The organism is Nostoc sp. CALU 546 (assembly GCF_048836525.1).
In genome coordinates, this window is record NZ_JAWJTF010000029.1 from 35,589 (window position 1) to 62,051 (window position 26,463).

23 protein-coding genes and 1 pseudogene are annotated in these 26,463 nt (G+C 43.0%); 15 read left to right on the forward strand and 9 right to left on the reverse strand.

Annotated features, from left to right (window positions below):
* The first annotated feature begins 177 nt into the window (after positions 1-177).
* Both RRG12_RS16495 and RRG12_RS16500 read left to right on the forward strand, forming a co-directional pair.
* Complete coding sequence (locus RRG12_RS16495; RefSeq protein ID WP_420760038.1) at positions 178-2,067, forward strand: S9 family peptidase; 1,890 nt, start codon at positions 178-180, stop codon at positions 2,065-2,067.
* A 284-nt stretch (positions 2,068-2,351) separates the two neighbouring features.
* Entirely contained in the window at positions 2,352-2,654 is a 303-nt protein-coding gene (locus tag RRG12_RS16500) for a PadR family transcriptional regulator (protein WP_069074159.1), read from the forward strand.
* Positions 2,655-2,805: 151 nt separating this feature from the next.
* Here RRG12_RS16500 and RRG12_RS16505 read toward each other — a convergent pair whose 3' ends face one another.
* Positions 2,806-3,228 carry a fused DSP-PTPase phosphatase/NAD kinase-like protein gene (locus RRG12_RS16505; RefSeq protein ID WP_420760039.1) on the reverse strand — a complete coding sequence of 141 codons (423 nt, stop codon included), beginning with the start codon at positions 3,226-3,228 and terminating at the stop codon, positions 2,806-2,808.
* 145 nt (positions 3,229-3,373) lie between these two features.
* On the opposite strand from RRG12_RS16505, the gene RRG12_RS16510 reads away from it, so the two are divergent.
* Positions 3,374-4,588, forward strand: a complete 1,215-nt coding sequence (locus RRG12_RS16510) for a chromate transporter (RefSeq protein ID WP_420760040.1) — start codon at positions 3,374-3,376, stop codon at positions 4,586-4,588.
* A 47-nt stretch (positions 4,589-4,635) separates the two neighbouring features.
* Here the strand turns inward: RRG12_RS16510 and RRG12_RS16515 are convergent, their stop codons facing one another.
* Genes RRG12_RS16515 through pheS form a run of 4 tightly spaced genes read right to left on the reverse strand, consistent with a single transcriptional unit; the run spans position 4,636 to position 6,309 of the window.
* Positions 4,636-4,767: a hypothetical protein gene (locus RRG12_RS16515; RefSeq protein WP_420760041.1), complete on the reverse strand. Its 132-nt coding sequence runs from the start codon at positions 4,765-4,767 to the stop codon at positions 4,636-4,638.
* A gap of 7 nt (positions 4,768-4,774) precedes the next feature.
* Positions 4,775-5,059 carry a type II toxin-antitoxin system YafQ family toxin gene (locus RRG12_RS16520; RefSeq protein WP_420760042.1) on the reverse strand — a complete coding sequence of 95 codons (285 nt, stop codon included), beginning with the start codon at positions 5,057-5,059 and terminating at the stop codon, positions 4,775-4,777.
* Positions 5,056-5,271, reverse strand: coding sequence for a hypothetical protein (locus tag RRG12_RS16525; RefSeq protein ID WP_069074154.1), 216 nt, complete (start codon positions 5,269-5,271; stop codon positions 5,056-5,058). The genes RRG12_RS16520 and RRG12_RS16525 overlap by 4 nt, the downstream gene beginning before the upstream one ends.
* Positions 5,272-5,316: 45 nt before the next feature.
* Positions 5,317-6,309: a phenylalanine--tRNA ligase subunit alpha gene (gene pheS, locus RRG12_RS16530; RefSeq protein WP_420760043.1), complete on the reverse strand. Its 993-nt coding sequence runs from the start codon at positions 6,307-6,309 to the stop codon at positions 5,317-5,319.
* A 364-nt stretch (positions 6,310-6,673) separates the two neighbouring features.
* Between pheS and surE the strand changes: the two genes are divergently transcribed.
* The 4 genes from surE to RRG12_RS16550 all read left to right on the forward strand — a co-directional run bounded on the left by surE (position 6,674) and on the right by RRG12_RS16550 (position 11,172).
* Entirely contained in the window at positions 6,674-7,480 is an 807-nt protein-coding gene (surE, locus tag RRG12_RS16535) for a 5'/3'-nucleotidase SurE (protein ID WP_069074152.1), read from the forward strand.
* A 284-nt stretch (positions 7,481-7,764) separates the two neighbouring features.
* On the forward strand, positions 7,765-8,661 hold the full coding sequence (locus RRG12_RS16540; protein WP_084227364.1) for an MBL fold metallo-hydrolase: 897 nt from the start codon (positions 7,765-7,767) through the stop codon (positions 8,659-8,661).
* Positions 8,662-9,066: 405 nt separating this feature from the next.
* Positions 9,067-10,131, forward strand: a complete 1,065-nt coding sequence (locus RRG12_RS16545) for a bifunctional riboflavin kinase/FAD synthetase (RefSeq protein WP_420760044.1) — start codon at positions 9,067-9,069, stop codon at positions 10,129-10,131.
* A gap of 132 nt (positions 10,132-10,263) precedes the next feature.
* Positions 10,264-11,172 (forward strand): AAA family ATPase, encoded by a 909-nt coding sequence (locus RRG12_RS16550; protein ID WP_420760045.1) that lies wholly within the window; start codon positions 10,264-10,266, stop codon positions 11,170-11,172.
* A gap of 130 nt (positions 11,173-11,302) precedes the next feature.
* Here RRG12_RS16550 and RRG12_RS16555 read toward each other — a convergent pair whose 3' ends face one another.
* Positions 11,303-12,631 carry a hypothetical protein gene (locus RRG12_RS16555; protein ID WP_420760046.1) on the reverse strand — a complete coding sequence of 443 codons (1,329 nt, stop codon included), beginning with the start codon at positions 12,629-12,631 and terminating at the stop codon, positions 11,303-11,305.
* A 35-nt stretch (positions 12,632-12,666) separates the two neighbouring features.
* Entirely contained in the window at positions 12,667-13,761 is a 1,095-nt protein-coding gene (locus tag RRG12_RS16560) for a cysteine synthase family protein (RefSeq protein ID WP_420760047.1), read from the reverse strand.
* 909 nt (positions 13,762-14,670) lie between these two features.
* Here RRG12_RS16560 and rppA point away from each other — a divergent pair.
* The 8 genes and pseudogenes from rppA (at position 14,671) to RRG12_RS16600 (ending at position 22,949) form a co-directional block, all read left to right on the forward strand.
* On the forward strand, positions 14,671-15,423 hold the full coding sequence (gene rppA, locus RRG12_RS16565; protein WP_420760048.1) for a two-component system response regulator RppA: 753 nt from the start codon (positions 14,671-14,673) through the stop codon (positions 15,421-15,423).
* The gene (gene rppB, locus RRG12_RS16570) at positions 15,410-16,849 is read left to right on the forward strand and encodes a two-component system sensor histidine kinase RppB (protein WP_420760049.1); all 1,440 of its coding nucleotides are present in this window, start codon (positions 15,410-15,412) and stop codon (positions 16,847-16,849) included. Before rppA ends, rppB begins: the two co-directional genes overlap by 14 nt.
* Positions 16,850-17,398: 549 nt before the next feature.
* Positions 17,399-17,992 carry a cytochrome C gene (locus RRG12_RS16575; protein ID WP_420760050.1) on the forward strand — a complete coding sequence of 198 codons (594 nt, stop codon included), beginning with the start codon at positions 17,399-17,401 and terminating at the stop codon, positions 17,990-17,992.
* A 306-nt stretch (positions 17,993-18,298) separates the two neighbouring features.
* Complete coding sequence (secA, locus tag RRG12_RS16580) at positions 18,299-21,091, forward strand: preprotein translocase subunit SecA (protein WP_069073189.1); 2,793 nt, start codon at positions 18,299-18,301, stop codon at positions 21,089-21,091.
* Between the two features lie 221 nt (positions 21,092-21,312).
* The gene (locus RRG12_RS16585; protein ID WP_069073195.1) at positions 21,313-21,555 is read left to right on the forward strand and encodes a UPF0175 family protein; all 243 of its coding nucleotides are present in this window, start codon (positions 21,313-21,315) and stop codon (positions 21,553-21,555) included.
* Between the two features lie 2 nt (positions 21,556-21,557).
* On the forward strand, positions 21,558-22,049 hold the full coding sequence (locus RRG12_RS16590; protein ID WP_069073196.1) for a DUF3368 domain-containing protein: 492 nt from the start codon (positions 21,558-21,560) through the stop codon (positions 22,047-22,049).
* A 3-nt stretch (positions 22,050-22,052) separates the two neighbouring features.
* Positions 22,053-22,174, forward strand: a pseudogene (locus RRG12_RS16595) (aspartyl protease); the annotation flags it as partial.
* A 91-nt stretch (positions 22,175-22,265) separates the two neighbouring features.
* Positions 22,266-22,949 (forward strand): class I SAM-dependent methyltransferase, encoded by a 684-nt coding sequence (locus RRG12_RS16600; RefSeq protein ID WP_420760051.1) that lies wholly within the window; start codon positions 22,266-22,268, stop codon positions 22,947-22,949.
* A gap of 42 nt (positions 22,950-22,991) precedes the next feature.
* On the opposite strand, the gene RRG12_RS16605 is transcribed toward RRG12_RS16600, so the two are convergent.
* Complete coding sequence (locus RRG12_RS16605; protein ID WP_420760052.1) at positions 22,992-23,435, reverse strand: hypothetical protein; 444 nt, start codon at positions 23,433-23,435, stop codon at positions 22,992-22,994.
* Positions 23,436-23,637: 202 nt separating this feature from the next.
* Positions 23,638-26,199, reverse strand: a complete 2,562-nt coding sequence (locus tag RRG12_RS16610) for a penicillin acylase family protein (RefSeq protein ID WP_420760053.1) — start codon at positions 26,197-26,199, stop codon at positions 23,638-23,640.
* Between the last annotated feature and the right edge of the window lie 264 nt (positions 26,200-26,463).

Consider the following 26,463-nt stretch of genomic DNA (forward strand, 5'->3'; position numbering starts at 1 on the left):
GGATGAACGGAGCTAAAAGACTCGTTCACGAGTATCAAAGGTGGATGAATGGAGCTAAAAGCCTCGTTCACGAGTATCAATGCCTTATCCTTATTCTCCAATCAGGTTCATCCAATAGGATGAATTGTCATTTTCACCACCAAGTGACAATAGGGTAGTCAAGTAGAGGATAAAAATATGTCATCTGCTCAAGCGCCCTCTCTAGCACCGCTGATTCCGCGCGAAATTCTGTTTGGGAATCCCGAAAAAACTAGCCCACAACTCTCGCCTGATGGCAAGTACTTGGCATATATCGCCCCTGATGAGAAAAATGTCTTGCAGGTATGGTTGCGAACTATAGGACAAGAAGACGACCAAATACTAACTGCTGACAAAAAGCGCGGTATCCGCATTTTCTTCTGGACTTATAACGCCGACCAGTTGATTTATATGCAGGACTCGGATGGTGACGAGAACTTTCACCTCCACTTGGTTAATATCCACTCCAAGATTGTGCGTGACTTAACGCCATTCCAAGGTGTAAAAGCCGAACTTGTGGAACTGGAACCTAAATTTCCAGATCAAGCACTCGTAGCGTTGAACTTGAACAATCCCCAAAAGTTTGACGTTTATCGCATCAATCTAAAAAATGGTGCGGTTGAGTTCGACACCGATAACCCCGGTAACATTATCAGTTGGACATCTGACGCTGATTTCCAAGTACGTGCAGCAATAGCTAGTACTCCTGATGGTGGTTACGATTTGTTATTACGGGAAACCACGGATAAAGAGTGGGATGTTCTCCGTCACTGGGGACTAGAAGAACAAGGGAATTCTGTTAGCTTCTCGGCTGATGGCAAAACACTTTATATTGAAGGCAGTCATGATGCTAACGCCCAACGTCTGCTAGCTGTTGACTTAGATACCCGTGAAGAAACAGCGATCGCCCAAGATGAGCAGTATGATGTTATGGGGATAGTCATTCAGCCTGTAACACGAGTTATCCAAGCAGTTTCTTTCTACAAAGACAAACAGGAATGGCAGGTAATTGACGAAAGTATCGCCGCTGATTTTGAAGAAATTGCCAAGGTACGTTCTGGGGAGTTTTCTTTAATTAGCCGCGATTTGGAAGATAAAAACTGGCTATTAGCTTACAACACAGACGATGGTCCAGTTTATTACTATGCCTATAACCGAGAATCGAAAACTAGCACTTTCCTTTTTAGTAACCAACCCAAACTCGAAGGTTTGCAGTTAGCATCAATGCAACCGATTTCCTATGAGGCACGGGATGGTTTAACTATCCACGGTTACCTCACAACACCTGTGGGAATACTTAGCCAGAATCTACCAACAATACTCCTGGTTCACGGCGGTCCTTGGATGCGGGATACCTGGGGTTTAGATCCGGAAGCGCAATGGTTAGCTAACAGGGGTTACGCTGTTCTGCAAGTAAACTTTCGCGGTTCCACTGGCTACGGCAAAGCATTTTTGAATGCTGGAAATCGAGAATGGGCTGCTAAAATGCACGACGATTTAATTGATGCTGTTAACTGGCTAGTGGAACAAGGTATTTCTGACCCGCAAAAGATTGCGATTATGGGCGGCTCTTATGGCGGTTATGCCACTCTAGTGGGGTTAACTTTTACACCAGAAGTTTTTGCCGCTGGTGTGGATATTGTCGGGCCGAGTAATCTAATTACGCTGATAGAAACTATACCGCCTTATTGGGAACCATTGAGAGCAATGCTTTACCATCGTGTCGGTAACTTGGAGACAGAAGAGGAATTTTTGAAATCGCGATCGCCTTTATTTTTTGCTGACCGAATTCAAAAACCTTTACTTATCGGTCAAGGTGCAAATGATCCGCGAGTGAAACAATCAGAAAGTGATCAAATTGTCAACGCAATGCAGCAAGCTGGTTTACCAGTGAAATATGCGCTTTATACAGATGAAGGACATGGTTTTGCAAGACCAGAAAATCGGTTGCACTTCTTTGCGATCGCAGAAGAGTTTCTCGCCAAATATTTAGGCGGCAGATTTGAACCTTTGGCAGATATACCCGGTCATTCAGGAATAGTTAATTGAAGAAGGCAGGAGGCAGAAGGCAGGAGGCAGGAGGCAGGAGGCAGGAGGCAGGAGGCAGGAGGCAGGAGGCAGGAGGCAGGAGGCAGGAGGCAGAAGGTTTTACCTCAGTTGGGGATTCAAACCCCTCTTGAAAAAGAGCCACAAAACTAGAATTTTTGGAGTTCTTGTCTTAAACCCTTGCTACCCCTGCGCTATCTGCCTCCAACATCCTCGATAAAAAAATCCCACAATGCCCAGCGCGATAAGCGAAAATGAAATTCTAAGTGTCGTAAAAGCCTTGCTCAATGGATGGAAGAGAGTTCTACTCAAGCTTGATTCGGCTTCACATTCTGCATCATGCAGTTCAGGAGCAAATTTTTGGGCTAGGTATTATTGAAGAACTGGCACGTCACGGCTATAAACTCAGTGCCGGAACACTCTATCCAATGTTGCATGATATGGAGCGCAAGGGATATCTATATTCCGTTGAGGAGAGATCGGGGCGGCAAAGCCGACGACTCTATCGAGCTACCGATTTAGGAAAAATGACCCTAGAGGATGCTAAAGAAAAGGTACGGGAATTATTTGGCGAATTGTTCGAGGAGTAGTAAAATCATCCCTTCACCGAATTTTAGATTTTAAATTTAGGATTTTGGATTAAATGCCCGTTTTAGCTCAAATCTCAGATTCTTGACTCAACTCCCAAAGAAAGTATGGGGTAAATCTAAAATCTAAAATCTAAAATCCAAAATTATTTGACTAGAGGTTTTCTAAAAACTTCTGGAGATGAGGTTGATCTGGGTTGATATCAAGTTCTTTTGCTCTTGCTAAAACCTGTTCACGGTTCAGTTTTTGTTGAGTTGCAAAGGCAATGAGCGCTAAGGCACTGGCTCGTCCACCGGCACCACAATGAAAATATACAGGAGTCGGCAATCCCTGTAGTTCTGAGAGAACTGTTGCAGTCAAGTTGTCGTTGGCTGAATTTGACTTGAGTGGAACATTGACGTATTCAAGACCTACGGCTTTTGCTTGTTGCTGTTCGTCTGCTAAAACCCCAGTTTCATCAAGCGATCGCAGATTCACCACAGACTTATACCCTTCATCAGCAAGCTGTTTTAGTGTCTCTGGGGTTGGCTGTCCACCTGCCGAAAATTCATCGCTCACTTTCTTGACATCACTCATACATACATACTCCGTAATCTCGATTGTATTGCAGTGTTTTTTAGTCAATGGCATAGTATCACAAATTTATTTCTAAGTATATAGCTTTTCGTTATCGAAATCCGATATTCTAGTTTTGTCATCATCATTAATCAGGAAAACCATAGTGACACAAGAAGCTGAGGATATCCAAAAAGAGCAAGAAGTGGTTTCCTATAAAGTTTTGACTCCCAAACAACAAAAGCAGCGATTAACAGAACTGGCGGCGGTGTTTTTGCGGTTGGGGGCGATCGCTTTTGGTGGCCCTGCTGCCCACATCGCCATGATGGACAATGAAGTAGTGAATCGCCGTCAGTGGATGAGCCGGGAGAAACTGCTAGATTTACTGGGAATTACGAATTTGATTCCAGGCCCCAACTCAACAGAATTAGCCATTCACATTGGCTACGAACGAGCCGGATGGCGTGGTTTAGTAGTTGCGGGTAGCTGCTTTATTCTACCTGCGATGTTGATTGTTTGGGCATTAGCCGCCATTTATGCTCGTTATCAAACAGTTCCCCAGGTAGAATGGCTGCTCTATGGAATTAAACCTGTAATTATTGCGATCGTGATTCAGGCTGTGTGGAATTTGGGGAAAAAGGCAGCCAAAGACGTACCGACAATTATTGCAGGGATAGCAGCGATCGCAGCATACTTAGCTGGATTGAATGAAATTTTAGTGCTGATTTTTCTAGGTATCGCTGTCATGCTACTAAAAAATTGGCAAGCCAGAGGACACACAAGCGGAGTATTCCTGTTACCTATGTCAGGTATTTTGGCGCAGGTTGGGAGTACAACAGCAGCAGTTACATCAGTCAGTTGGATTAACGTCTTTGTCTTTTTTCTCAAAATTGGATGTGTTCTCTATGGGAGTGGCTATGTATTGCTGGCATTTCTGCAACGAGATTTAGTCGAGCGCAACCAGTGGCTAACATCACAGCAGCTTTTAGATGCCGTAGCGATCGGACAATTTACACCGGGGCCTGTTTTCACCACCGCCACATTTATTGGATATTTGCTAGCAGGAAATGCTGGAGCGATCGCTGGTACAATCGGCATTTTCTTGCCAGCTTTTATGCTGGTGTTGCTGGTTAATCCTTGGGTTCCTAAGTTGCGTCAATCTCCTTGGGCAAGTGGATTTTTGGATGGTGTAAATGCGGCTTCTTTAGGATTAATGGCAGGAGTCACATACACATTAGGACGAGCCGCACTGGTAGATTGGGTAACAATTATTATGGCAATTTTGAGTGCGATCGCTGTGTTCAGATTTAAAATTAATTCAGCCTGGTTGGTGCTAGCAGGAGGAGCGATTGGACTTGCTTCACACATATTATTTGGCTGAAGATAGCGATACAAAAGTAGTTATAAACCGTTTTTTATGAGTGAATTTTAACTTTTTACTTTTGCCTTGCTGGGTGTATTCCTTTCTCCGGCTTGGAGTAATTGCTGTGTGGTGTAAATCTGGGAAGATAGTAGAAGCGATCGCACTATTTCCTGCAAATCTGGTTTCTTCAACAGCACCTACAATTCAGTAAACTTCATCATGAGTGCCGATATCAATTAACAAAATTTCCTCTTCACCAGATTCTATATTTTGCACAAAGTTAAAGACAATGCGACAATCATAATCCACTGAACACGCCCAAGCTCCAGACAGTTTGCCTTTTAGTTTATGGGATTGCAACAATGGATCAAACGGATCGGCGGTTAGTAGTGCTAACCGCTCTTCAATTCGCTCTTGTAATTCTGGCTGTCGTCGTACCAATCGCTTAAATGCTCGTTTAAACGATGATGCCAGAACTACAGTTCTCATTTGCGTAACTCATCCATGATTTGAGTAACAGTTCCACGAAACACTTTACCAGTCTGATATTCTACTTGTGCTTGAGCGATATTAGCAGCAATTTCAGAACGCCGCCGTTCTGCCAACCGATGACTTATCAGATCAATTAATGTTTCTTGTTCATCTACTGATAAATCTTCGATGCTTTCTAGAACTTGATCTAACCTGGAAACTGAGGTCATTATTTATTGTTACCTTGCTTGCAGTACATAACTTTTACATAAGTCCTAAAATTGCTGCAAAAACCGCAAATCGCTAGCATACAACCGACGAATATCATCGATTTGGTGTAACACCATTGCAAAGCGTTCTACACCAAAACCCGCAGCAAACCCTGTATAAATTTCTGGGTCATAACCCACAGACTTAAGTACATTTGGATCGACCATACCGCAGCCCATCACCTCCAGCCAGCGACCATTCCACTGCAAATCCACTTCAGCGGAAGGTTCAGTAAAGGGAAAATAACTAGCGCGGAAACGAATTGGCAAATCGCCAAATATTGCTTGTAAAAATACTTTAATTGTGCCCTTGAGGTCAGTAAAAGTTAGTCCCTCGTCAATGGCTAAAAGTTCTATTTGATGGAAAACAGCCGAGTGAGTCGCATCTACATTATCTCGCCGATAAACTCGCCCTGGAGCCACAACCCGAATCGGTGGTTCTTCTCTTTCCATGTAACGAATTTGGACTGACGAGGTATGAGTGCGGAGAAGATTACCATCTGGCAGGTAGAAGGTATCCTGCATATCACGGGCGGGGTGGTCAGGTGGGGTATTCAAAGCCTCAAAATTATAATAATCTGTTTCCATCTCTGGCCCTTGAGCCACGGTGTAACCCATACCAACAAAGATATCCAGTGCCCGGTCGATAATGCCATTAAGGGGATGAATGCGACCTTGGGGGCTATAAATTCCCGGCATAGTTACATCTAGGGTTTCCGCCTCTAGCTGTAGTTGAATTTGTGCGGATTCCAGGGCGACGCGTTGCTGGTCTAGACTAGTTTGCAGGGATTCTTTGACTGTATTAGCGATCGCTCCAATTTTTGGTCGTTCCTCTGCACTCATTTGCCCCATACTTCGCAACAGTGCCCCCAACTCGCCTTTTTTACCCAGATAGTTAACTCTGAGTTCTTCTAGACGTTCTAGGGTGTCGGCGGCTGCGATCGCTTTTTCTCCTTCTTGCCGCAGTGCTAAAAGTTGAGCTTCTAAATTGCTAGTCATTAGTTATTAGTCATTGGTCATTAGTCATTAGTCTATAGTCAAAAGCTGTGAACTGGTCGATAAATAAACCTACAGCTATACCATTAACATCAGCCCAAGGCGAGGGTCAAAACCAAACCTTTAGAGACAATTGGGGTAGTCGAGGGGGCGCGTAAATCCAGCTAACATCTCAATTAACAAAGAATTGGCGATAGACAAGGAGATTGAACAACTTGTTAAAAGTAGGCAAACTTTCGCCACAGTGTACTTAGTGAGTATAAATATTTTTGCCCCTTGTGACCTCAGACATTGACAAATGCCGAATAACAAATAACTAATAACTAATGATTAATGACAAATGACCAATGACCAATGACCAATAACTATGAAATTACTAATTAGTAACGATGACGGCATTTCTGCTTTGGGGATTCGTACCCTAGCCAACTATTTGGCAGAGGCAGGTCATGATGTCAGTGTAGTTTGCCCAGATCGAGAGCGATCGGCAACTGGACACGGGTTAACTTTACACCAACCCATTCGCGCCGAAATTGTTGAAGGGATTTTTCATCCTGCTATCAAAGCTTGGGCTTGCGATGGTACGCCTTCAGATTGTGTCAAATTAGCGCTGTGGGCTTTGCTCTCGACTCCCCCCGATTTGGTTCTCTCTGGCATTAATCAAGGTGCGAATTTGGGAACTGAAATTCTGTATTCCGGCACTGTGTCTGCGGCAATGGAAGGTCTAATTGAAGGCATTCCCAGCATAGCCCTAAGTCTTATGAGCCACACATCTAAAGACTTTCAACCTGCTGCTAAGTTTGCCAAAATTCTCGTAGACCAATTAGCCCAAAAACCACTACCAGATTTAATGTTGCTCAACGTCAATATTCCGGCTGTGAAGTGGGAAGAAATTGCCGGTGTTACTCTCACCCGTCAAGGAATACGGCGTTACATTGATGTATTTGATAAACGAGTTGATCCTCGTGGAAAAACTTACTACTGGCTAACTGGAGAGGTAATGGAGGATGTGGAACCCCCAACCGGATTAAATCTGCCTGAAAATGTACCTACAGACGTGCAGGTTGTACGTAAAAACTACATCAGTATTACCCCGTTACAATACAATCTGACTTACGCAACTGGACTAGATAAATTGTCTGAGTGGGAATTCAATATTCCTGAAATAATTTGATTTATCAGGACAAAACTGAGGTTATTTAAATACATTAGAGAAAAATGTAGGCTATAACGTAGGGGCACTCTTGAAATAACCGATACACATCCACCCCAAAATCTGGAAAATTTTAACTGACAGTATTTCATCAACATTTACACAATCAGCCAGAAACAGGGTATGCTGTTTTACCAAGAAATCCTCCCTCTAGAAAAATTGGCGAGACAGCATAAACTTAGACAGAAACAGAATAGGTAACAATTTTTCCAATTATCGCCCGCTCAGTCCAGCAAGCAATACACATGTCTAGGATAGAGAACCAATTTACCGTACAATTTTGGGGCGTTCGCGGCAGCATCCCCAGTCCAGGGCCACACACCGTTCGTTACGGCGGTAATACCCCTTGCATATCAATGCAAGCGGGCGATAAACGCTTAATTTTCGATGCTGGCACGGGACTACACGTTTTGGGGCAATCCTTGTTGCGCCAAATGCCGTTAGAAGCTCACATATTTTTTACTCACTCTCACTGGGATCACATGCAAGGTTTTCCCTTCTTTACCCCAGGGTTTGTAAAGGGTAATGACTTTCATATCTACGGCGCGATCGCACCTGATGGTTCTACCATAGAACAGCGCCTCAACGATCAAATGTTACACCCGAACTTTCCCGTACCCTTGCAGATTATGCAAGCCAATTTAAAGTTCTACGACATTCGACCGGGGCAACCAATCCACATCGATGACCTTACCGTAGAAACAGCACCTTTAAACCATCCAGGTGAAGCCGTAGGATACCGCGTCAACTGGCGTGGTGGTGCTGCTGCTTATATTACTGATACCGAACATTTTCCCGACCGACTCGATGACAATGTGCTTTGGCTAGCTCGTAATGCCGACATTTTAATTTACGATTCTACCTACACAGACGAGGAATATCATTGCCCAACATCCCTAAAAATTGGCTGGGGACATTCTACCTGGCAAGAAGCGGTGAAAGTAGCACAAGCTGCTAACGTCAAAACTCTGGTGATTTACCACCATGACCCCGCCCACAATGACGACTTTTTGGATCGTGTAGGGAAACAAGCTGCTGAAAAATTTCCTGGCGCTATTATGGCACGAGAAGGAATGGTACTTCAGATTCCCACTTCAGTTGCCTTATCAGAATCTTTTCCTGTTAGTAAATTTTCTACCTAAAGATTGCGATCGCAGGAATTGGAGATTTTAGATTAGATTGGTGATCAGAAGCTTGCAGCAGTCATTGGTCATTGGTCATTAGTCATTGGACAAAGCGCAAAATCTGTAGCAATATCCCGCAGGGTGCGCCGACTTCCGGCGATAGAGAGCGATTCGTCGAGTCCGCATTACCCCTGGGGAAAAGCAAGCTAGCTACACACATCGTTTTGTAGAGAGCGTCTGGCAACTCTTAGAGACGCTCTTGCTAGCTTGCTTAAGAGTAGAAATTTTGTAAGAGAGAACAAAGGACAAATGACAAATGACAAATGACAAGTTGCTACTAGAAAACCTGTACTCCTCAAGGCGGTTTACTATAAGGTAGCTTCATGCTGATAGCTAAAATAAACCTAAAATCTCAGAATCCACGTGCTAAATTTGTCTCAAAATGGGTGTTCTGTGTGGGTTGCTTCTTCAAGTGAAGGGCTACTAACGCCGACTGCTGTTGCCCTTGGCAAGTTTGATGGTGTTCATCTTGGTCATCAAAGGGTAATTCAGCCAGTCTTGCACGCTGGTAGTCACTTGTCAGTAGCCAGTAGTCCGCAGTCAAAGGAAAATCAACTGCCAAATCAAGAATATATCTACTCAACAGTTGTCACCTTTGACCCCCATCCACAGGAATTTTTTACAGGGCAGCCCCGGACTTTGTTAACGCCACTGGATGAAAAAGTCCAACAATTGCGATCGCTTGGCGTAGAACAACTAGTATTACTACCCTTTGACAAAGAATTGTCTGCTTTAACTCCCGAAGATTTCGTCGAAAAAATTCTTGTGCAACAACTGCAATGCCAGCAAATTAGTATCGGGGAAGATTTTTGTTTTGGCGAAAAGCGTAGTGGTACTGCCAAAGATTTGCAATTAATCGCCGCCAAGTACAATATCCCTGTGGCGATCGTTCCCTTACAAACTTATACAGGTGACTCCCCCACCCAAAGTAGTTGTGTTAGTAATACTCCAACTCAAGATGCCCGCATTAGCACTTCATTGATCCGCAAAACCCTTGAGCAGGGCGACATCGAAAACGCAAATCTACTACTAGGACGCCCTTACACCCTCTTTGGTGATGTCGTTCAAGGTCAACAATTGGGCAGAACAATTGGCTTTCCCACCGCTAACCTCCAACTACCAAAAGAAAAGTTTTTGCCCTGCCAAGGAGTCTATGCTGTCCGCGTTTTCACTCTCACTGAAACACCAGATGTTGCTCCTAGTGAGGGCTTGGGTGTAATGAATATCGGTAATCGCCCAACTGTAAACGGTACTTATTCATCTGTGGAAGTACATTTATTAGATTGGTCTGGTGATTTGTATGGCAAAAAACTAGCTGTGCAGCTAGTTAAATTTTTACGCCCTGAACAAAAATTTCCTTCTCTAGAAGCCCTGAAAACACAAATTCAACTTGACTGCGTTGTTGCTAGAGAAGTTTTGAGTACTTAGTGGGAACAATAGATAGGGCATTGGAAGAGGCAGAGGTGCAAAGGGGCAGAGGGAAAAAACTTACTGCAACTTCTCCTCTGCTCCTCTGCTCCCCTGCTCCGCTGCTTCCCCACTCCCCACTCCCCACAACGCATGAGAGAAAAAATCGACGCTTTAACACAAAATCTGGCTCTTACCATCGTTGGCAAAGCTGAGGCAATACGCTTAGTGCTAGTAGCCTTATTAGGTGGTGGTCATGCTCTCCTAGAAGATGTCCCTGGTGTTGGTAAAACCCTCCTCGCTAAATCTCTAGCTCGTTCACTGGATGGCAAGTTTCAACGGCTGCAATGCACTCCCGATTTACTACCAACTGACATTACTGGCACCAACATCTGGAACCCCAAAAGTGGCGAATTTACTTTTCTGACTGGGCCAGTTTTTACCAATGTGCTATTAGCTGACGAAATTAACCGCGCCACACCCCGCACTCAGTCAGCGTTACTGGAAGTTATGGAAGAACATCAGGTAACAGTCGATGGTGTCTCTCGTCCAGTTCCCCAACCCTTCTTTGTCATTGCCACTCAAAACCCTATTGAGTATCAAGGTACTTTTCCCCTGCCGGAAGCGCAAATGGATCGGTTTATGTTGTCGCTGAGTTTAGGCTATCCTTCCGAGGCAGAAGAACTCCAGATGTTGCAAAATCTCCAAAATGGCGTGAAGGTTGCTGATTTGCAGCCTTGTATTACCTTGGCAGAAGTACAAGAATTGCGTTACCTCTGCTCTCAAGTAAAAGTGGCAACTTCCTTGCAGCAGTATATCCTTGAATTAGTGCGGGCAACACGCCAAGATGAGGAAATCGCCCTTGGCGTCAGTCCGCGTGGCACATTAGCATTACAACGGTCTGCCCAAGCGCTAGCTTTTCTATCAGGGCGTGATTATGCCATTCCTGATGATGTGAAGTTTCTTGTCCCTCATGTTCTTTGCCATCGCCTTATTCCTAGAGGAGGACGCAATGCAAGGACTGTTGTTGAGCGATTATTGCGATCGGTTTCTATTCCTTAAGGTAAGGTGATTTCGATGAGCTAAAAAACAGCTATCCGAGATGGCGATAACTCTATTTATTGCTAGCGATTAAACATGCTTTTTGTTCACTGTTAATAGTGCCATAGTCGCTAGTCAAAATTGAGCCAATTTATTTCTTTTGAAGCGCAAAAACAAGCACGATTATTTCACTAATAACGCCCGCAAGCATTCCATACGCTGCTGAATTAGCTCCGCTATGTCTGGTAAAAATCAGACTGCCACATACTACTAAAGTAAAAGTTGCAGCAACTACTGTTGCCAAGTTGATCAGCCAGTTCTTGCCTTTGTGAATAAGTAGCCCTTGAAACGTATTTTGCAGTGCTAAGAGCAGAGGTAGAAATGACAGTATTTGTACTACCGGACGAGCTGCTTCCACAAGAGATGAATTATTTCCCAAAAACTGACCAAGTAGTAATAATCCTTTGTCTGTAAACCCAATAAAAATTGGTATTACAGTAAAACCCAAACCGACAAGAACCACAAAAGCAACAAGTGTTCGCTTGGAAGTTTCTTCATAAGTAGAAATTACCACTTGTTGAATCATACGTGTACCGTTAGCGATCGAAAGAAGTAGTCCCCAAGCAGCGGGCCATACAGCAAGTGCGAGGCTGCCATCGAATGAGCGCGCAATGAGACTCAGGAGTATTGCCCTTGCACCCCAAACAATAAGCATTGTTGAGGCTAAAGGAAGATAGTAAAAGGTGACTTCTTGAAAGGTTTGAGGCAGTTTTTTAGTCTCAGAATGTACTTGTTGGTTAAGAATAGAAATAGCACCAAGACGCAAACAAAACCATGTGACCAGCACTGCCTCTATGAGTATTGCTCCCATCATGGTAATACCTGCTAGCAATCCTCCATCTAACCTCAAGCTTACTCCCACTGCCAGCGTTACAATTACCCAAGTCAATCGCGCTACACTTGCCCAACCTACAGCTATGCTTTTGTGAGCGCGGATCAGCAACCCTTGAAAGAATCGCCGCCAAGCAATTACGAAAGGCCAAAGGAACATTAATATAAAAGCAGTTCTTCCTCGTGCGGCAATTGATGAGCTAACGCCAAATACATCAAGCAGTAACCAGTTATACAAAGGTTCCCAAGTGAGTAAAAGAAAGATAACACTAAGAGCTAGTCCCGCAATTACCGTAAACTGCCAAAGTGCGCGCCGAGATTTGGCTTGGCCTCCCAGTGCGGTTGAGGCATGAAGAATCATGATGATGGGGCTTTCTAGAAATACGGCAACTCCTTTGACTACCCCAACTCCGGCTAATGTCTCTTGGGGAAAGGCTAGGCGACTAAGTGCAGAGGTCTGAAGCGGATCGCCGAGAGTCATTGCCACATCAGTTAAGGAAAGAGGTATGAACTGGGCAAGTAACATCAATAGCGATCGCCCAGAAGCTGTTTTATTACCTTCCTGTTCTTGCTGGGGTGAGGTATTCATGAAAATTTTCAGTATTATATGATTATGATGAGTTATTAAAAATACACAGGAGTTAGTGAGGCGATCGCATTATCAAGATGCTCTCCTTCTTTAAGGGTAAATCCATAACGGTCAAGCCAATGGTCATCGTAGACTGTCTCAAGATATCTATCTCCTCGGTCTGGATTGATCATCAAAATCCGCGCACCCTCACCAAGAGAGCGTGCCAGATGTAAACCACCAGCTACAATTGCCCCTGTGGAAGCACCAAGAAGCAATCCCTCACGACGTGCAAGTGCATGGCACACTGAGTAAGCGATCGCCTCTGGTATCACATAAGCACAATTAAGCAGCGAAAGCTCCAGATTAGGTGGAAAGAACGATAATCCGATACCTGTCATCTTGTATGGTTTTGCTGGCGTTCCCATAATGACTGAACCCTCAACATCAACGCCAACAATGCGTAGTCCTGGAAATCGCGGTAGAAGATAACGAGCTATTCCCATTATTTGTCCTGCTGTGCTAACACCGACGACCACGGCATCAAGGTTAGAGGAAAAGTGAGCTTCAATCTCACGCGCAGTGTAGTATGAGTGTGCCTCAGCATTCAAAGGATTCAAGTGCTGACACGGATACCAAGCATGAGGAATGGTCGCGGCAAGCTCACGCGCTCGTTTCATTCTTGCCTTCTGCATCGAGCCGGATTCATCTGCCTCATGTAACGGTACATCTACAAGTTCTGCACCGTATGCTTTCAACATTCGTCTAAACGGTGGAGCAGTTTTTGCATCGACAACAATAATGACTCGATACCCTCGCACTGCTCCTACCATAGCCAGACCAACGCCGAAATTTCCTGAACTTGACTCGATAATCGTACCACCAGGCACAAGAAGCCCTTCTTCTTCCGCACGAGTAACGAGGTAGACTGCATTTTTCTCCTTAATAGAACCTCCAGGATTGCAGCTCTCTAACTTCAAGAAACATTCTGAGACAACACATACAGGAGAAATATTCTTGAGTTTTACAATCGGTACATTTCCTATTGCCTCGGTAACATCAGAGGCAGTAATCTTTTTCCATTTACTATGATTGTTCCATTGACAGTTAGAAACGTTCTCGAATGATGAAGATTTTGCAAGCTGATTCATATTTACCATCCAAAAAATTTAAAACCTAGTAGGAATTATCAGGGCTGAATGAACTTGCTCATTGGAGCAGATTTGTATTTGCAATATCACTACTACATTCTTTTATTGACGATCTGAATTGTAGTGAATATTGCTTGTATAGCTCATCACAACTTAAAAATTTTTCAATTTTGTCCAAAAGCAAATATAAATTCGGTCTTAGCGAGAACTACCTGAGCAAGCCTTTAAGTCATGTCCACAAAAATATTGATATCCATTATGGAATCAACCTATTTTTTATCTTGAATGATAAATATGAAATCAAGATGAAATTTTCTATTTTGTTTTTAATAATTTTCCGAGTTCAGTATTCATAATGTGTTTTTGTCATCTAATTTACTTCTCATTCTTATATAATTTGAAGAAAAATTCAGATTCAGAAATCATAATTATGGGAGCATACCTCTTTGGTGAAAACATCAAATAGCGAGTGTTCCGTTGAGGTAAGCACAACGAACAGAAAGTACTAAATTTACGTTGTCAACTTTCCACTGCGCTCCAGAACTTTTCATGCTTGACCAAGAAGCTTAAATAGCAAATTCCACGAGTACAACCTATTTTGGCAAGTTGTCTACTGAGTCCTTTTTATCTTTTCATGTATCTGATAATACTATAGTCTGCTATTAAGTCTTGTATAGCTTAATCCTAATTTTTAAGAATTTCATTCTAATTTCATAAACTTCTGTCAACCTATTTATAGGGATATAGGACTCCTATTTGATTTTTGAACAAGACTCAGTACGGATCTATCTATTCTTTCCTGTTCTCTGTCCCCTATTCCCTGCGCTGCACTGAGCTTGTCGAAGTGTCCCCTGTCTACGCAACTATATATAGGAATCAAACCGGATTCCTATATCCCTATTGCAAACTATGATTACATCACAAATTTACAACGAACCTTTAACTATTCAATTTGATATGAGGGTGCTGCTAGTCGAAGATGAGCCAGATTTAGGGGCTGCTATCAAGCGCACCTTAAATCAACAAAAGTACTTAGTTGATTGGGTAATGGATGGTAATGAAGCATGGGCTTACTTAGAAAATAGCTCGGCACAATATACAGTCGCAATTCTTGATTGGATGCTTCCAGGAATTACTGGTTTAGAGTTGTGCAAAAGACTGCGTTACAAAGTAAATCCTCTTCCTATCCTGATGCTAACTGCTAGAGATAGAATGGAAGATAAAGTAGCCGGACTAGATGCAGGTGCTGACGACTACTTGGTAAAGCCATTCGGTATGGTAGAACTACTGGCACGATTGCGGGCTTTGCAGCGTCGCTCTCCGCATTTCCAACCTCAACAATTGACTGTTGATAACTTGACTCTTGATTATGGTAACAGTACAGTTGTCAGACAAAATACTACAGGTGAACAACAAAAGATTCCTTTAACTAATAAAGAATTCCAACTATTGGAATATTTTATGAAACACCCCAACCAGATTGTTACTACTGAACAAATTCGCAATCAAATTTGGGAAGTTAATGCTGAATCCACTAGCAACGTAGTGGCGGCGCAAATACGTTTGTTACGTCGCAAACTCACCAATAGCCACTGTGCTAACTCAATTGAAACTTTGCACGGTATGGGATATCGTTTTAATCTCAACAATGAATCAGAATAAGCTGTTTCGACTCACCCGTATTCGGTTGGCTCTGTATTATGCCATCGTTATGGGTTTAATTTTAAGCCTATGTGCCTTCGGTTTTTATCGATCTGTGTTCCATGCCCATGTGATGGCTTTAGACAGTGAAATAGAGTCTGTAGCGGGAACATTGCACGACAGTATCGAACTAAAACTACAGTCACCTGGACGTTTGGAACCTTTGGCACATAAGTTATTCCCAAATCTAGATAACTGTGCAACTGGAGCTACTAATTGTATTCAACAACAGCCACATTCTAAACGTCATCTTCTTGGTATCGTTACTAAGACTAGCTACTATATACGTTTTTTTGATATTTCTGGAAAATTGATTGCTAACGCTGGTTATTATCCAAAGGGATTACCTGACGTTTTTAATCAAAAAACTTGGCAATTTCTTAAAGACAGCAAAGGCAAAGATTACCATCAAATTACTCTAGCGCTGCATACCAAAAATTATCAAGACTGGGGATATATGCAGGTGGGGCGAAGTCTGCAAGAGTTTAATCATTACTTGGATAGTGTGAAATTAGTTTCGGTATTAGGGCTGTTAATTGCAATGGGTATGATTGCTGGTGCTAGTTGGTGGTTATCAGGATTAGCTATGCAGCCAATTTATCAATCCTATCGACAAATTCAACAGTTTACAGCAGACGTAGCACATGAATTACGAACGCCTTTAGCTGCAACTGGTGCAACGGTGGAATCAGCACTTTTAATGTCACGAATAGACGAAGAAGATACAAGGGATATTTTGCAAACTATACAGCGTCAGAATCAACGGATAACTACTTTAGTTGTTGATTTATTGATGTTGGCACGTTTAGATAAACAAGCCCAAAAGTTACAATGTGAAGTTTGTTGCCTAAATGATATTGTTAGCGATTTAGTTGAGGAGTTTGAAGCGATGGCAAATGCCGCAGAGGTAAAGCTGACATCTTTCATACAAGTGCATCAAGCTCTGAATATTATAGGTAATGCTGACCAGCTTTATCGCTTGTTTTCTAATTTAATTATCAATGCAATTCAATACACATCCAGAGGAGGAGAGGTAACAGTTTTTTTAGATCGCAACGACTATAATGCTGTAATTAAAGTTCAAGATACAGGCATTGGTATCCCAGAACACGAACTGAATCGAATTTTTGATCGCTTTTATCGGGTGAGTAGCGATCGCTCCCGTAGCACTGGTGGTTCTGGATTGGGATTAGCTATTGTTCAAGCTATTGTTCAAGCACATCAAGGTAAATTAAATGTACAAAGCGAGTTGGGTCAAGGTAGTACTTTTACAGTTCAATTACTTTTGGATGTTGCTCCACTAAGGAGCGTAAGCGCAGCCCAACCTAGGCATCGCTCTATGTTTCTATGGAAATTGATGTATCGCAATTTACGTGGTTATAAATAAAATTTTTACCTAATTTATCGAACAGAATTCAGGAGTCAGGAGGTCACTGAGCGTAGTCGAAGTGAGTCAGAATTCAGCAATGTTTTCTGTATGACTGGCGGATAACGTAGCGTTAGCGAGTCTGCGATAGCGCAGCGGTAGCGAGTATTCGAGCGTCGCGTCTGAATAAGCGGGTTTAAGACCCCCACAAAATCTAGGATTTGGTAGTTTTCAATTCCTGCGCCGATCTGAATCCCCGACTGATTTATTCTGACTCCTGAATTCTGACTTCTGAATTCTTGTTCAAAGATTTTTTATCTTTCGTAGCTATGAATGAGCAGTACATGGTTTCTGTTTTGGCAGTAGCTCTCCAAAACTCACTACTTTGCTAGAATCCAACTGTCAATAGGGTTTGAGGCGTGCTAACCCTGGATATTTATATTACTGTTATCAATATTAAAAATGTGTTGCTTGGCAAAACTACTTACACAAAATTTGAAACACTGCCAATACTGCGTAAGTCTTATGATTAGCACAAGCGCCACTTTTAAATATTTGGGAATGTGAGGAATGTCAATTTTTATTAAGCGCAAAACCCGCGATCGCGAAAAGCACGAGCCTCATAGCGACCGCCAAGCACTACAGCAAAGCGCCGAACGTGAATTCAAACGCCAATTTTTCGGTTTACTTTTGGTAATTGTAATGTGGAGTTTAGCTATGGGCTGGCTTCTAGCTTTGGCAACTAATGCCCAAAGTGCTACTCCCACCGCTGAAATTGGCACTGTTGACGTAGTACCTGCACAATACCAACTAGGGCAAGAACTGTATTTGGAAAACTGCGCCACATGTCACATCGGTATACCACCAGCAGTTTTACCCACCCAAACTTGGAAAAATCTCCTGCAAGACTCGCAGCACTACGGCGCACAACTCAAGCCTTTAGTCGATCCGCCGCGTATCTTAGTGTGGAAATATCTTTCGACTTTTTCCCGTGTGCAGCTAGACGACGAAGAAACACCCTATCGCCTCAACAACTCACGTTATTTCAAAGCTTTGCATCCAGGAGTCCAATTACCACGTCCTGTCCAGATTGGCAGCTGCGTCAGCTGTCATCCCAGTGCTAGTGATTACAATTTTCGCCGCTTGACCGCAGAATGGCAGTGAAGAGTGAGGAGTTAGAAGCGAGGAGTTGAAAAATTCATAACTCATAACTCTTAACTCCTAACTCTATTCCCCCACTCCCTCTCTGACCCCATCTGTGGGCAAAATGATACTATGAAGAAAGACTAAATATAAGATAAGAGTTAAAAGCAATCAGTTTACTAAATGATTGGCTGATTTTTCTCCTGTTTTTGAGTTAATTCTCATTTAACACCCATCCACGACCAAGACGGTTGGGCTGGGTTAAATGTTTATAATCAATGCCGACCCTTTAATCCCCATCCCCTTGATTCAGTTCTATAATCTGCCATGCTAAAACTTCTGTTGGGCGACCCCAACGCTCGTAAGCTTAAAAAATACCAACCTTCTGTTACTGAAATTAACCTTTTAGAGGAAGAAATTAAGGTTCTTTCCGATGATGAGTTAAAAGGTAAAACCGTCGAATTTAAACAACGGCTTGCCAAAGGCGAAACCTTAGATGACATATTGCCAGAAGCTTACGCCGTTGTCCGGGAAGCAGGACGGCGAGTCTTAGGCTTGCGGCACTTTGATGTCCAACTCCTTGGCGGTATAATTTTGCACGTAGGGCAAATTGCCGAGATGAAAACTGGTGAAGGTAAAACACTAGTCGCCACCTTGCCGAGTTATTTAAATGCTCTCACTGGTAAAGGTGTACACGTCATCACCGTGAACGATTACCTGGCTCGTCGGGATGCTGAATGGATGGGACAGGTACATCGGTTCTTGGGGCTGAGTGTGGGGCTAATTCAGTCAAGCATGACTCCTAGTGAACGTCAGAAAAACTACGACTGCGATATCACCTATGTTACCAACAGCGAGGTCGGCTTCGACTATCTGCGGGATAACATGGCGACATCAATGGCAGATGTGGTACAACGCCCGTTTAATTATTGTGTAATTGACGAGGTGGACTCGATTTTAGTTGATGAGGCGCGGACACCACTGATTATTTCTGGGCAGGTAGAAAGACCTACAGAAAAATATCTGCAAGCCGCTGAAATAGCATTTACACTCAAAAAAGACGAACATTACGATGTAGATGAAAAAGCTCGTAACGTTCTATTGACAGATGAAGGGTTTGCGGAATCAGAAAATCTTTTGGGAGTCACAGATTTATTTGACCCAGAAGATCCTTGGGCACACTTCATTTTCAATGCAATTAAAGCCAAAGAACTTTTCCTCAAGGATGTAAATTACATCGTCCGCAATGGTGAAGTGGTAATTGTGGATGAATTTACCGGTCGGGTGCTAGCCGGACGGCGTTGGAGTGATGGATTACACCAGGCAATTGAAGCGAAAGAACACGTAGAGATTCAGCCAGAAACCCAAACTCTTGCGACAATTACTTACCAAAATATGTTCTTGCTGTATCCAAAACTCGGTGGAATGACAGGAACAGCAAAAACAGAAGAACCAGAATTTGAAAAAATTTACAAACTCGAAGTTGCGGTAATTCCCACCAACCGCGATCGCAGACGGGAAGACTTGTCTGATATGGTCTTTAAGACAGAATCAGGTAAGTGGGGGGCGATCGCGAGAGAATGTGCCGAAATGCACGAACTCGGTAGACCTGTATTAGTAGGAACCACTAGTGTAGAAAAATCTGAACTTCTGAGTAGGCTGCTGAAGGAATTGGCGATTCCTCACGAATTACTTAACGCCCGTCCTGAAAACGTCGAGCGTGAGGCGGAAATTGTCGCTCAAGCTGGACGCAAAGGTGCTGTTACTATTGCTACCAACATGGCTGGTAGAGGTACAGACATCATTCTGGGTGGTAACTCCGAATATATGGCGCGTCTAAAGCTGCGGGAATACTTTATGCCCCGGATCGTCATGCCAGAAGATGAAGATAGCTTTGGCGTGCAAAGAGCAGCCGGATTGCCTACAGGACATGGCGGTGGTCAAGGCTTTGTCCCTGGTAAGAAAGTCAAAACTTGGCGGGCTTCGCCAGAAATTTTCCCAACTCAGTTGACAAAAGAAACCGAGAAACTACTCAAAGATGCAGTAGAAATTGCCGTGCGTGAGTATGGTGAACGTAGTTTACCGGAACTTGAAGCAGAAGACAAGGTAGCTGTGGCCGCAGAAAAAGCTCCCATCGATGACCCTGTAATTCAGAAATTGCGGGAAGCTTACAACCGCGTCAAGCAGGAATACGAACAATTTACTACCCGCGAACATGATGAGGTAGTGGGAATCGGCGGTTTGCACGTAATTGGTACAGAACGCCACGAATCACGGCGGATTGATAACCAGTTGCGCGGACGTGCAGGAAGACAAGGCGACCCTGGAACCACGAGATTCTTCCTCAGTTTAGAGGATAACCTACTACGGATTTTTGGTGGCGATCGCGTTGCTGGGTTAATGAATGCCTTCCAAGTGGAAGAAGATATGCCTATCGAATCTGGGATGCTTACCCGCAGTTTGGAAGGCGCACAGAAAAAAGTTGAAACCTATTACTACGACATTCGGAAGCAGGTATTTGAGTATGACGAGGTGATGAATAATCAACGTCGTGCTATTTACGCCGAACGCCGCCGAGTCCTAGAAGGTCAAGACTTGAAAGAACAGGTGATTAAATACGCTGAAAAAACGATGGATGACATCGTTGACTACTACATCAACATAGACTTGCCCTCGGAAGAGTGGGAGTTAGAAAAGTTGGTTGAGAAAGTCAAAGAATTTGTCTATTTGCTAGCGGATTTACAAGCGAGTCAATTAGAAGATATCACAGTCAGCGAAATTAAAGCCTTCCTCCACGAACAGGTACGAATTGCTTACGACCTCAAAGAAGCGCAGATTGACCAAGTTCAACCCGGACTTATGCGCCAAGCGGAACGCTTCTTTATATTGCAACGCATTGATACCCTGTGGCGGGAACACCTGCAACAAATGGATGCCTTACGCGAATCGGTGGGGTTACGCGGTTATGGGCAAAAAGACCCGTTGATTGAATACAAGAGCGAGGGTTACGAACTCTTCTTGGATATGATGGTTAACATTCGCCGAGATGTGGTGTACTCATTGTTCATGTTCCAGCCGCAGCCGCAGCAGATGGTGCAAGCTTCGTCTGAGATGGTGTAATAGCTAATATCTCACGCAGAGACGCTAAGATGCAAAGGTTTCTTAGCGCCTTTGCGTTTTGATATTAGACCTCGTATGAGTTTAGGAACACTGAAAAATAGGGTTTAGTAGACCACAAACAATCTTAGTGAGGTCAATAATGGAAAAGAATTCATGATTTAAGTGAGGCGATCACAGAGTAAGCTATAAGTAAAACGTTGTTTTTGGATATGAGTCAATTTGTGAGTTCAATTAACCTACAATTATCTCCAGATTCCATAAGTCAAGGTGAGCAGGCTATTCGTCAGGAAATTGCCTTGCAGTTATACGACCAAAATATTTTTACTTTTGGTCAAGCACGCCGCTTGGCTAATCTATCTGTATGGGAATTTCAGCAACTTTTAGGGCAACAAAAAATTTCACGCCATTATACTGAAATGGATTTAGCAGATGATATTGAGTCCATTACAACAGGTTCTTGGTAGTTGTGACAGTTATTTGCAACGCTACGCCTTTGATTAACTTCGCTGCTATCAATCGTCTTGATATTTTACAGGCAGTATTTGGGACAATTGTTATACCCCAAGCTGTATATAATGAAACGACGGGTTCAAGCTTTCCAGCTTCAGAATTTATATTGCAAGCAATTGCTTCTGGATGGCTACAAGTCCATCTTGTTTCAAACATAGCACTCAACATCCCCCCAGAGCTAGATCATGGAGAGCGAGAAGCCATTGCCTTAGCTCTCGAAACTAGTGAGCTAAACATTTTGTTAGATGAACGGGAGGCTCGCCAAGTAGCTAAAAATTTGGGATTACAGGTAATTGGTACTCTCGGCATTCTCTTGTTAGCAAAAAATAGAAAAATTATTCCTCAAGTACAACCACTACTTGATGCCATGATTGATATTGCCCAATATTGGGTTAATGCCACACTCTATAAACAAGTCTTACAGCAGACAGGAGAATTAGTCGAGTAGTTTATTACCCTCACTGTCACGAATCGCATTGATCGAGTCTGGCACAACGAGGCTTTATTTCTTCGGATGAAGTTCAATCTTATACTCTGGATGATGTTTTAGTTGATACGGGCGCAACTTTGCTGGTTTAGATATACCAGATGAATATGAATATATGGAACCAGCTTTAATTGAGTTGTTAAAGCAGAAAGTTTTACCTTTATTAAAAATAAAAAAATGAATATTCAAGAAGCTTTTAATATTGCCGCTGGAGATTACGATAACTTACGTCGTGTTTTAATTCCCTGTTTTGATGACTTTTACAAAACAGCTGTTGAAATCATCCCAGGCGATCGCACTGCACCGCTGAAGGTTCTAGATTTGGGTGCTGGTACTGGACTTTACTCAGGTATGGTTCAGTCCGTCTTCCCGAATGCAGAGTTCACCTTGCTAGACTTAGCCCCTGAGATGTTAGAAAAAGCTAAGTTGAGATTTAACAAAATGGGTAAATCTCCCAAAATCTTAATTGGTGACTACATTGAGACTGATTTAGATGGTTCCTATGACTTAATAATCTCTGCCTTATCGATTCATCATTTGTCAGATGTTGACAAAGAACTTCTTTATCAACGGATTTATGATGTCCTCAATCCTGGAGGGATATTTGTCAACGCCGATCAAGTTCTCGGCAAAACGCCTGATTTAGAACAATTTTACCGTCAACACTGGTTAGATTCTGTCCGCGCGAAGAATATCTCAGAAGAGGATCTCAACGCTGCACAGAAACGCATGGAATACGATCGCATGGCAACCCTTGATATTCAACTTAGCTGGTTAGAAGCGGCTGGGTTCCAAAATGTAGATTGCTGGTACAAAAATTTTAGCTTTGCTGTTTTTGGTGGTTATCGACCAACTATTTAACCGCTATTTTTGCAATCGAGATTCCAGGTAGAGGAGAATGGATTATTTGCCAGAACAGTAGCTATTAATTTCCTTGACTATCGAACTTTCTTCGCTACTACTCTTTTGCAGAGATACCAAAAAACCCTTTGCTGCTGGTAGATTCTTTTTATCTATTGCTGTTGCTGCATTATTCAATTCCTTGCTGATGTTCTGATAGAGTGTGAGAAAACGTCCTTGGAAACCTTGCAATTTTTCATCCTTAACTTCTAGTGCTTTCATCTCTTTTGCAAGTGGGTCTATCTTACCAGCAAGTTCAGTTAAAGCTTTAGAACCTTTTGCCGGATTAGAACTTTTACCGAATTCCTGACCTAGAGTAGATGCCTGATTGGCAACCTTTATGACTTTGTTACATTGAGCAACTTTACTTTCGCCACAACCTGCAAAGAATAAAGCGATCGCAGTAGTGACTGAAAGTATAAAACTTTGCTTAAATACGCGTTGCATAGGTTCTATGATCTCCAACTATATTTAGTGAAAGTTGGACAGTAGGAATGGATGGTTAGAGAAAATACTTTTTCTAAAAAGAATCTTTATTTCTGTTTTTAACTTTCTTTCTGCCCTGTTACTTTATACTTCATTTTTTCGACAATGTGTATGTAATTACACGCAAATAACCCAATTTTAAATTAGATAGTCGTGTCGTCCTTTACTCTAGCAATTTTGGAATTAATCTCAGTGTTGCAGTCGTATTTTCTGTAACATTCTTTGATTCCCATAATATCTGGTGGTATTCAATCTTGCGCCAGGGGTCAACCATATCGTTGTAGTGGCGATGGAAAGCATGTCCTGATTGTCCAGGGGTATGAATAGCGACTGAGTTATCCAAATTTCCTAAATCTACAATCATCCGTAGTGAAGGAATATCAGTCACTTCAAAGGATTTGTTTGCTCTCCAACGGTTAGCATTCACTGTTTCGCCGTTACCAGATGTGGCAAATGCACCACGATTAAATAAAGCTTCAATCGGTGCAACCCCAGATTTACCTAAAGTGGCATTCCGAAAAGTAATGGTATGCAGCTTGCCCCAATTCCAGTTTTTCGGGTCTTTGCTTTGAATTCGTTCTAGTTCATCCACGGCTTCTATGAAGGACTGCCGCAGGATTTGGTCGCGGTTCTCAACTTTTGGGGTGTTGCGATTATCCCACCAAGCACTATTGGGCTGTTTGAGCAGATTTGCGATCACAGCATACCAGCGATCGCCTCCATGCGGAAAGTACTTTTTAGGCAACTGATCGTGAAACGTATCTGCCAGTAAGTGTTTCCAGAAGACTTCAAACAAAGCAGCAACAGGCGATGTCATTCCTAACTGCAAATTCCAATCTTGTAATAATTTTTGGGCTGCTTGCAAGCGAGGAGTATCAACAGTGATAGATTGCAGTAGTGGTACTAATGTCTGTGCATTCAGATTGCGATCGTCTCCTTGTATTCGCTGCACACCTTTGAGGGAAATCGGTTGCGTTTGTTGTGAAATCATCTCAACAATGCGCTGTGCCCGATAGCCATAAACCCAGTCTGCGGTAATTAGATAAGGATATTCACGCATAACTAAATTATTGGCAGTAGCAATATAACCTTGAGGTGGATTAAAACTTTTGGGCAATTTCTCAAAGTCAATATAGCCTTGCCACTCATATTCATCCGTCCAACCAGGAACGGGATAACGCCCATCTCCCTGAGCGCGGATGGGGAATTTACCAGGCATTTGGTAGCCAATATTGCCATCAATGTCAGCGTAGACCAAGTTTTGAGCGGGGACATCATAATTGCTGGCAGCAGTGCGGAATTCTTGCCAGTTTTGAGCGCGATTGATTTGGGGAACGGCATACCCTAGTTTTGAAGGTTCTAGGGCTGTCCAACGCAGGGCTACGGCGTAATTTTGCGGTAATTCTAGCGACTGACTTGGCTGGAATTGCTTTAGATTGGGCGAAACATCAGAGAGAATTGGCCCATGTCGGGTGTAGCGTACCGTTTGGACAATCGGTTGACTTCCAGCGACTTGAATCGTCTCTGGCACGAGTTGCATATCAACCCATTTGCCGTTGACTTCATACTGGTTAGGATTTTTCGGGTTAATTTTCTCGATGTATAAATCCATCACATCAGATTGTACATTGGTGACACCCCAGGCAATGCGATCGCTATGACCGATAATTACTCCAATCATTCCCGCAAAGGAAAAACCAGAAACGTTGTAGGGACATTCTGAACTCTTCGGTGTGCAGTGTAGACCAACCTCGTACCAGATAGAGGGAATTTGCACACCTAAGTGCGGGTCATTCGCCAAAATTGGCTTACCTGTAGCTGTTCGCTGACCAGATATTACCCAGCTATTCGAGCCAATACCTATTCCCGTGGGCCCTATAAGTTGTTCCAAAGCCATCATCGGCTTAGTAATTGACTCCAAAGCAGGTAATACATCTGGAGAGTCGAGAAGTGAAGAAGAAGCGGGCAAATAACTCTGCGTGTTCCCCTGTCTCTGTGTCCCTGTGTTCTCTTTCTTCTGGAACTCAGGTAAAATAACTGGCAAGTCTTGAGGGTATAGTGGAAAAAGTTCCTCTACTTGATTCGGGTTAAGGGTTTTGAGCAAAATAGTACGTTCAATTTCGCTCTGAAAATTTCTGCCCAAATCGTAAGCCATTACCTTCCCCCAAGTCAGAGAATGCAGTATTTGCCAAGGTTCTGGCTGATACCCAGGATTGAGGAACTTTAGCACAGTGTATTCTAGACTCAGGGCACTGCCTTGATGCTCTCTCAAATAGGCATTGACACCATCAGCGTAAGCTTCTAGGTATGCTTTCATCTCTGCATTAATTTCCTGAATTTCTTGCTGCGCCACCCTCGCCCAACCCATTGTCCGCAGATATTTATCAGTGTCAACCTGAGATGAACCAAACATTTCTGAAAGTCGCCCAGAACCAATGTGTCGCCAAAAGTCCATTTGCCAAAATCGGTCTTGGGCGTGGATATAACCTTGCGCCATGAATAAATCGTGAGAGTTGGCAGCATAAACATGGGGAATACCCCATTTATCCCGCTGAACGGTTACTTCGGCTTTCAGTTCAGGTATTTGAATTGTGCCACTCTCTTGCGGAAAGGATTGGCGCACGGTGTAGGTAGCAAATCCTACTAACAATAGCCCCAGCACTGACAGGAAAATCAGAGTAATTTTGAGTCTTTTACGTAACCAACCTTTCCTGGAGTTTTTCATGTGAGCTTCCCGTGGCATTGTTTGGTGAAATCAGGCGATACTATAGCAGGAGGCAGAAGGCAGGAGGTAAAAGTATTATTCATAGCCTTGGGGTTTTCAAAATGTCCTAACCTATGTGACTACGGCTATACAAGGTATTTAATCAGAATTTATAGAAAATTGTGATCTACCCATTTCAAATGCGCCTGACACCGTTTTTTGTGAAGCTGCGTATTGTATTCTTTTTTCAAAGTGGTATTACTATACACATGCATACAAAATTGT

Bases quoted from the DNA above. Each gene is read 5' to 3' on its own strand.
- RRG12_RS16495 (WP_420760038.1), top strand. From the start codon at position 178: ATGTCATCTGCTCAAGCGCCCTCTCTAGCACCGCTGATTCCGCGCGAA.
- RRG12_RS16500 (WP_069074159.1), top strand. From the start codon at position 2,352: ATGGATGGAAGAGAGTTCTACTCAAGCTTGATTCGGCTTCACATTCTG.
- RRG12_RS16505 (WP_420760039.1), bottom strand. From the start codon at position 3,228: ATGAGTGATGTCAAGAAAGTGAGCGATGAATTTTCGGCAGGTGGACAG.
- RRG12_RS16520 (WP_420760042.1), bottom strand. From the start codon at position 5,059: ATGAGAACTGTAGTTCTGGCATCATCGTTTAAACGAGCATTTAAGCGA.
- RRG12_RS16525 (WP_069074154.1), bottom strand. From the start codon at position 5,271: ATGACCTCAGTTTCCAGGTTAGATCAAGTTCTAGAAAGCATCGAAGAT.
- pheS (WP_420760043.1), bottom strand. From the start codon at position 6,309: ATGACTAGCAATTTAGAAGCTCAACTTTTAGCACTGCGGCAAGAAGGA.
- surE (WP_069074152.1), top strand. From the start codon at position 6,674: ATGAAATTACTAATTAGTAACGATGACGGCATTTCTGCTTTGGGGATT.
- RRG12_RS16540 (WP_084227364.1), top strand. From the start codon at position 7,765: ATGTCTAGGATAGAGAACCAATTTACCGTACAATTTTGGGGCGTTCGC.
- RRG12_RS16550 (WP_420760045.1), top strand. From the start codon at position 10,264: ATGAGAGAAAAAATCGACGCTTTAACACAAAATCTGGCTCTTACCATC.
- RRG12_RS16555 (WP_420760046.1), bottom strand. From the start codon at position 12,631: ATGAATACCTCACCCCAGCAAGAACAGGAAGGTAATAAAACAGCTTCT.
- RRG12_RS16560 (WP_420760047.1), bottom strand. From the start codon at position 13,761: ATGAATCAGCTTGCAAAATCTTCATCATTCGAGAACGTTTCTAACTGT.
- rppA (WP_420760048.1), top strand. From the start codon at position 14,671: ATGATTACATCACAAATTTACAACGAACCTTTAACTATTCAATTTGAT.
- rppB (WP_420760049.1), top strand. From the start codon at position 15,410: ATGAATCAGAATAAGCTGTTTCGACTCACCCGTATTCGGTTGGCTCTG.
- RRG12_RS16575 (WP_420760050.1), top strand. From the start codon at position 17,399: ATGTCAATTTTTATTAAGCGCAAAACCCGCGATCGCGAAAAGCACGAG.
- secA (WP_069073189.1), top strand. From the start codon at position 18,299: ATGCTAAAACTTCTGTTGGGCGACCCCAACGCTCGTAAGCTTAAAAAA.
- RRG12_RS16600 (WP_420760051.1), top strand. From the start codon at position 22,266: ATGAATATTCAAGAAGCTTTTAATATTGCCGCTGGAGATTACGATAAC.
- RRG12_RS16605 (WP_420760052.1), bottom strand. From the start codon at position 23,435: ATGCAACGCGTATTTAAGCAAAGTTTTATACTTTCAGTCACTACTGCG.
- RRG12_RS16610 (WP_420760053.1), bottom strand. From the start codon at position 26,199: ATGAAAAACTCCAGGAAAGGTTGGTTACGTAAAAGACTCAAAATTACT.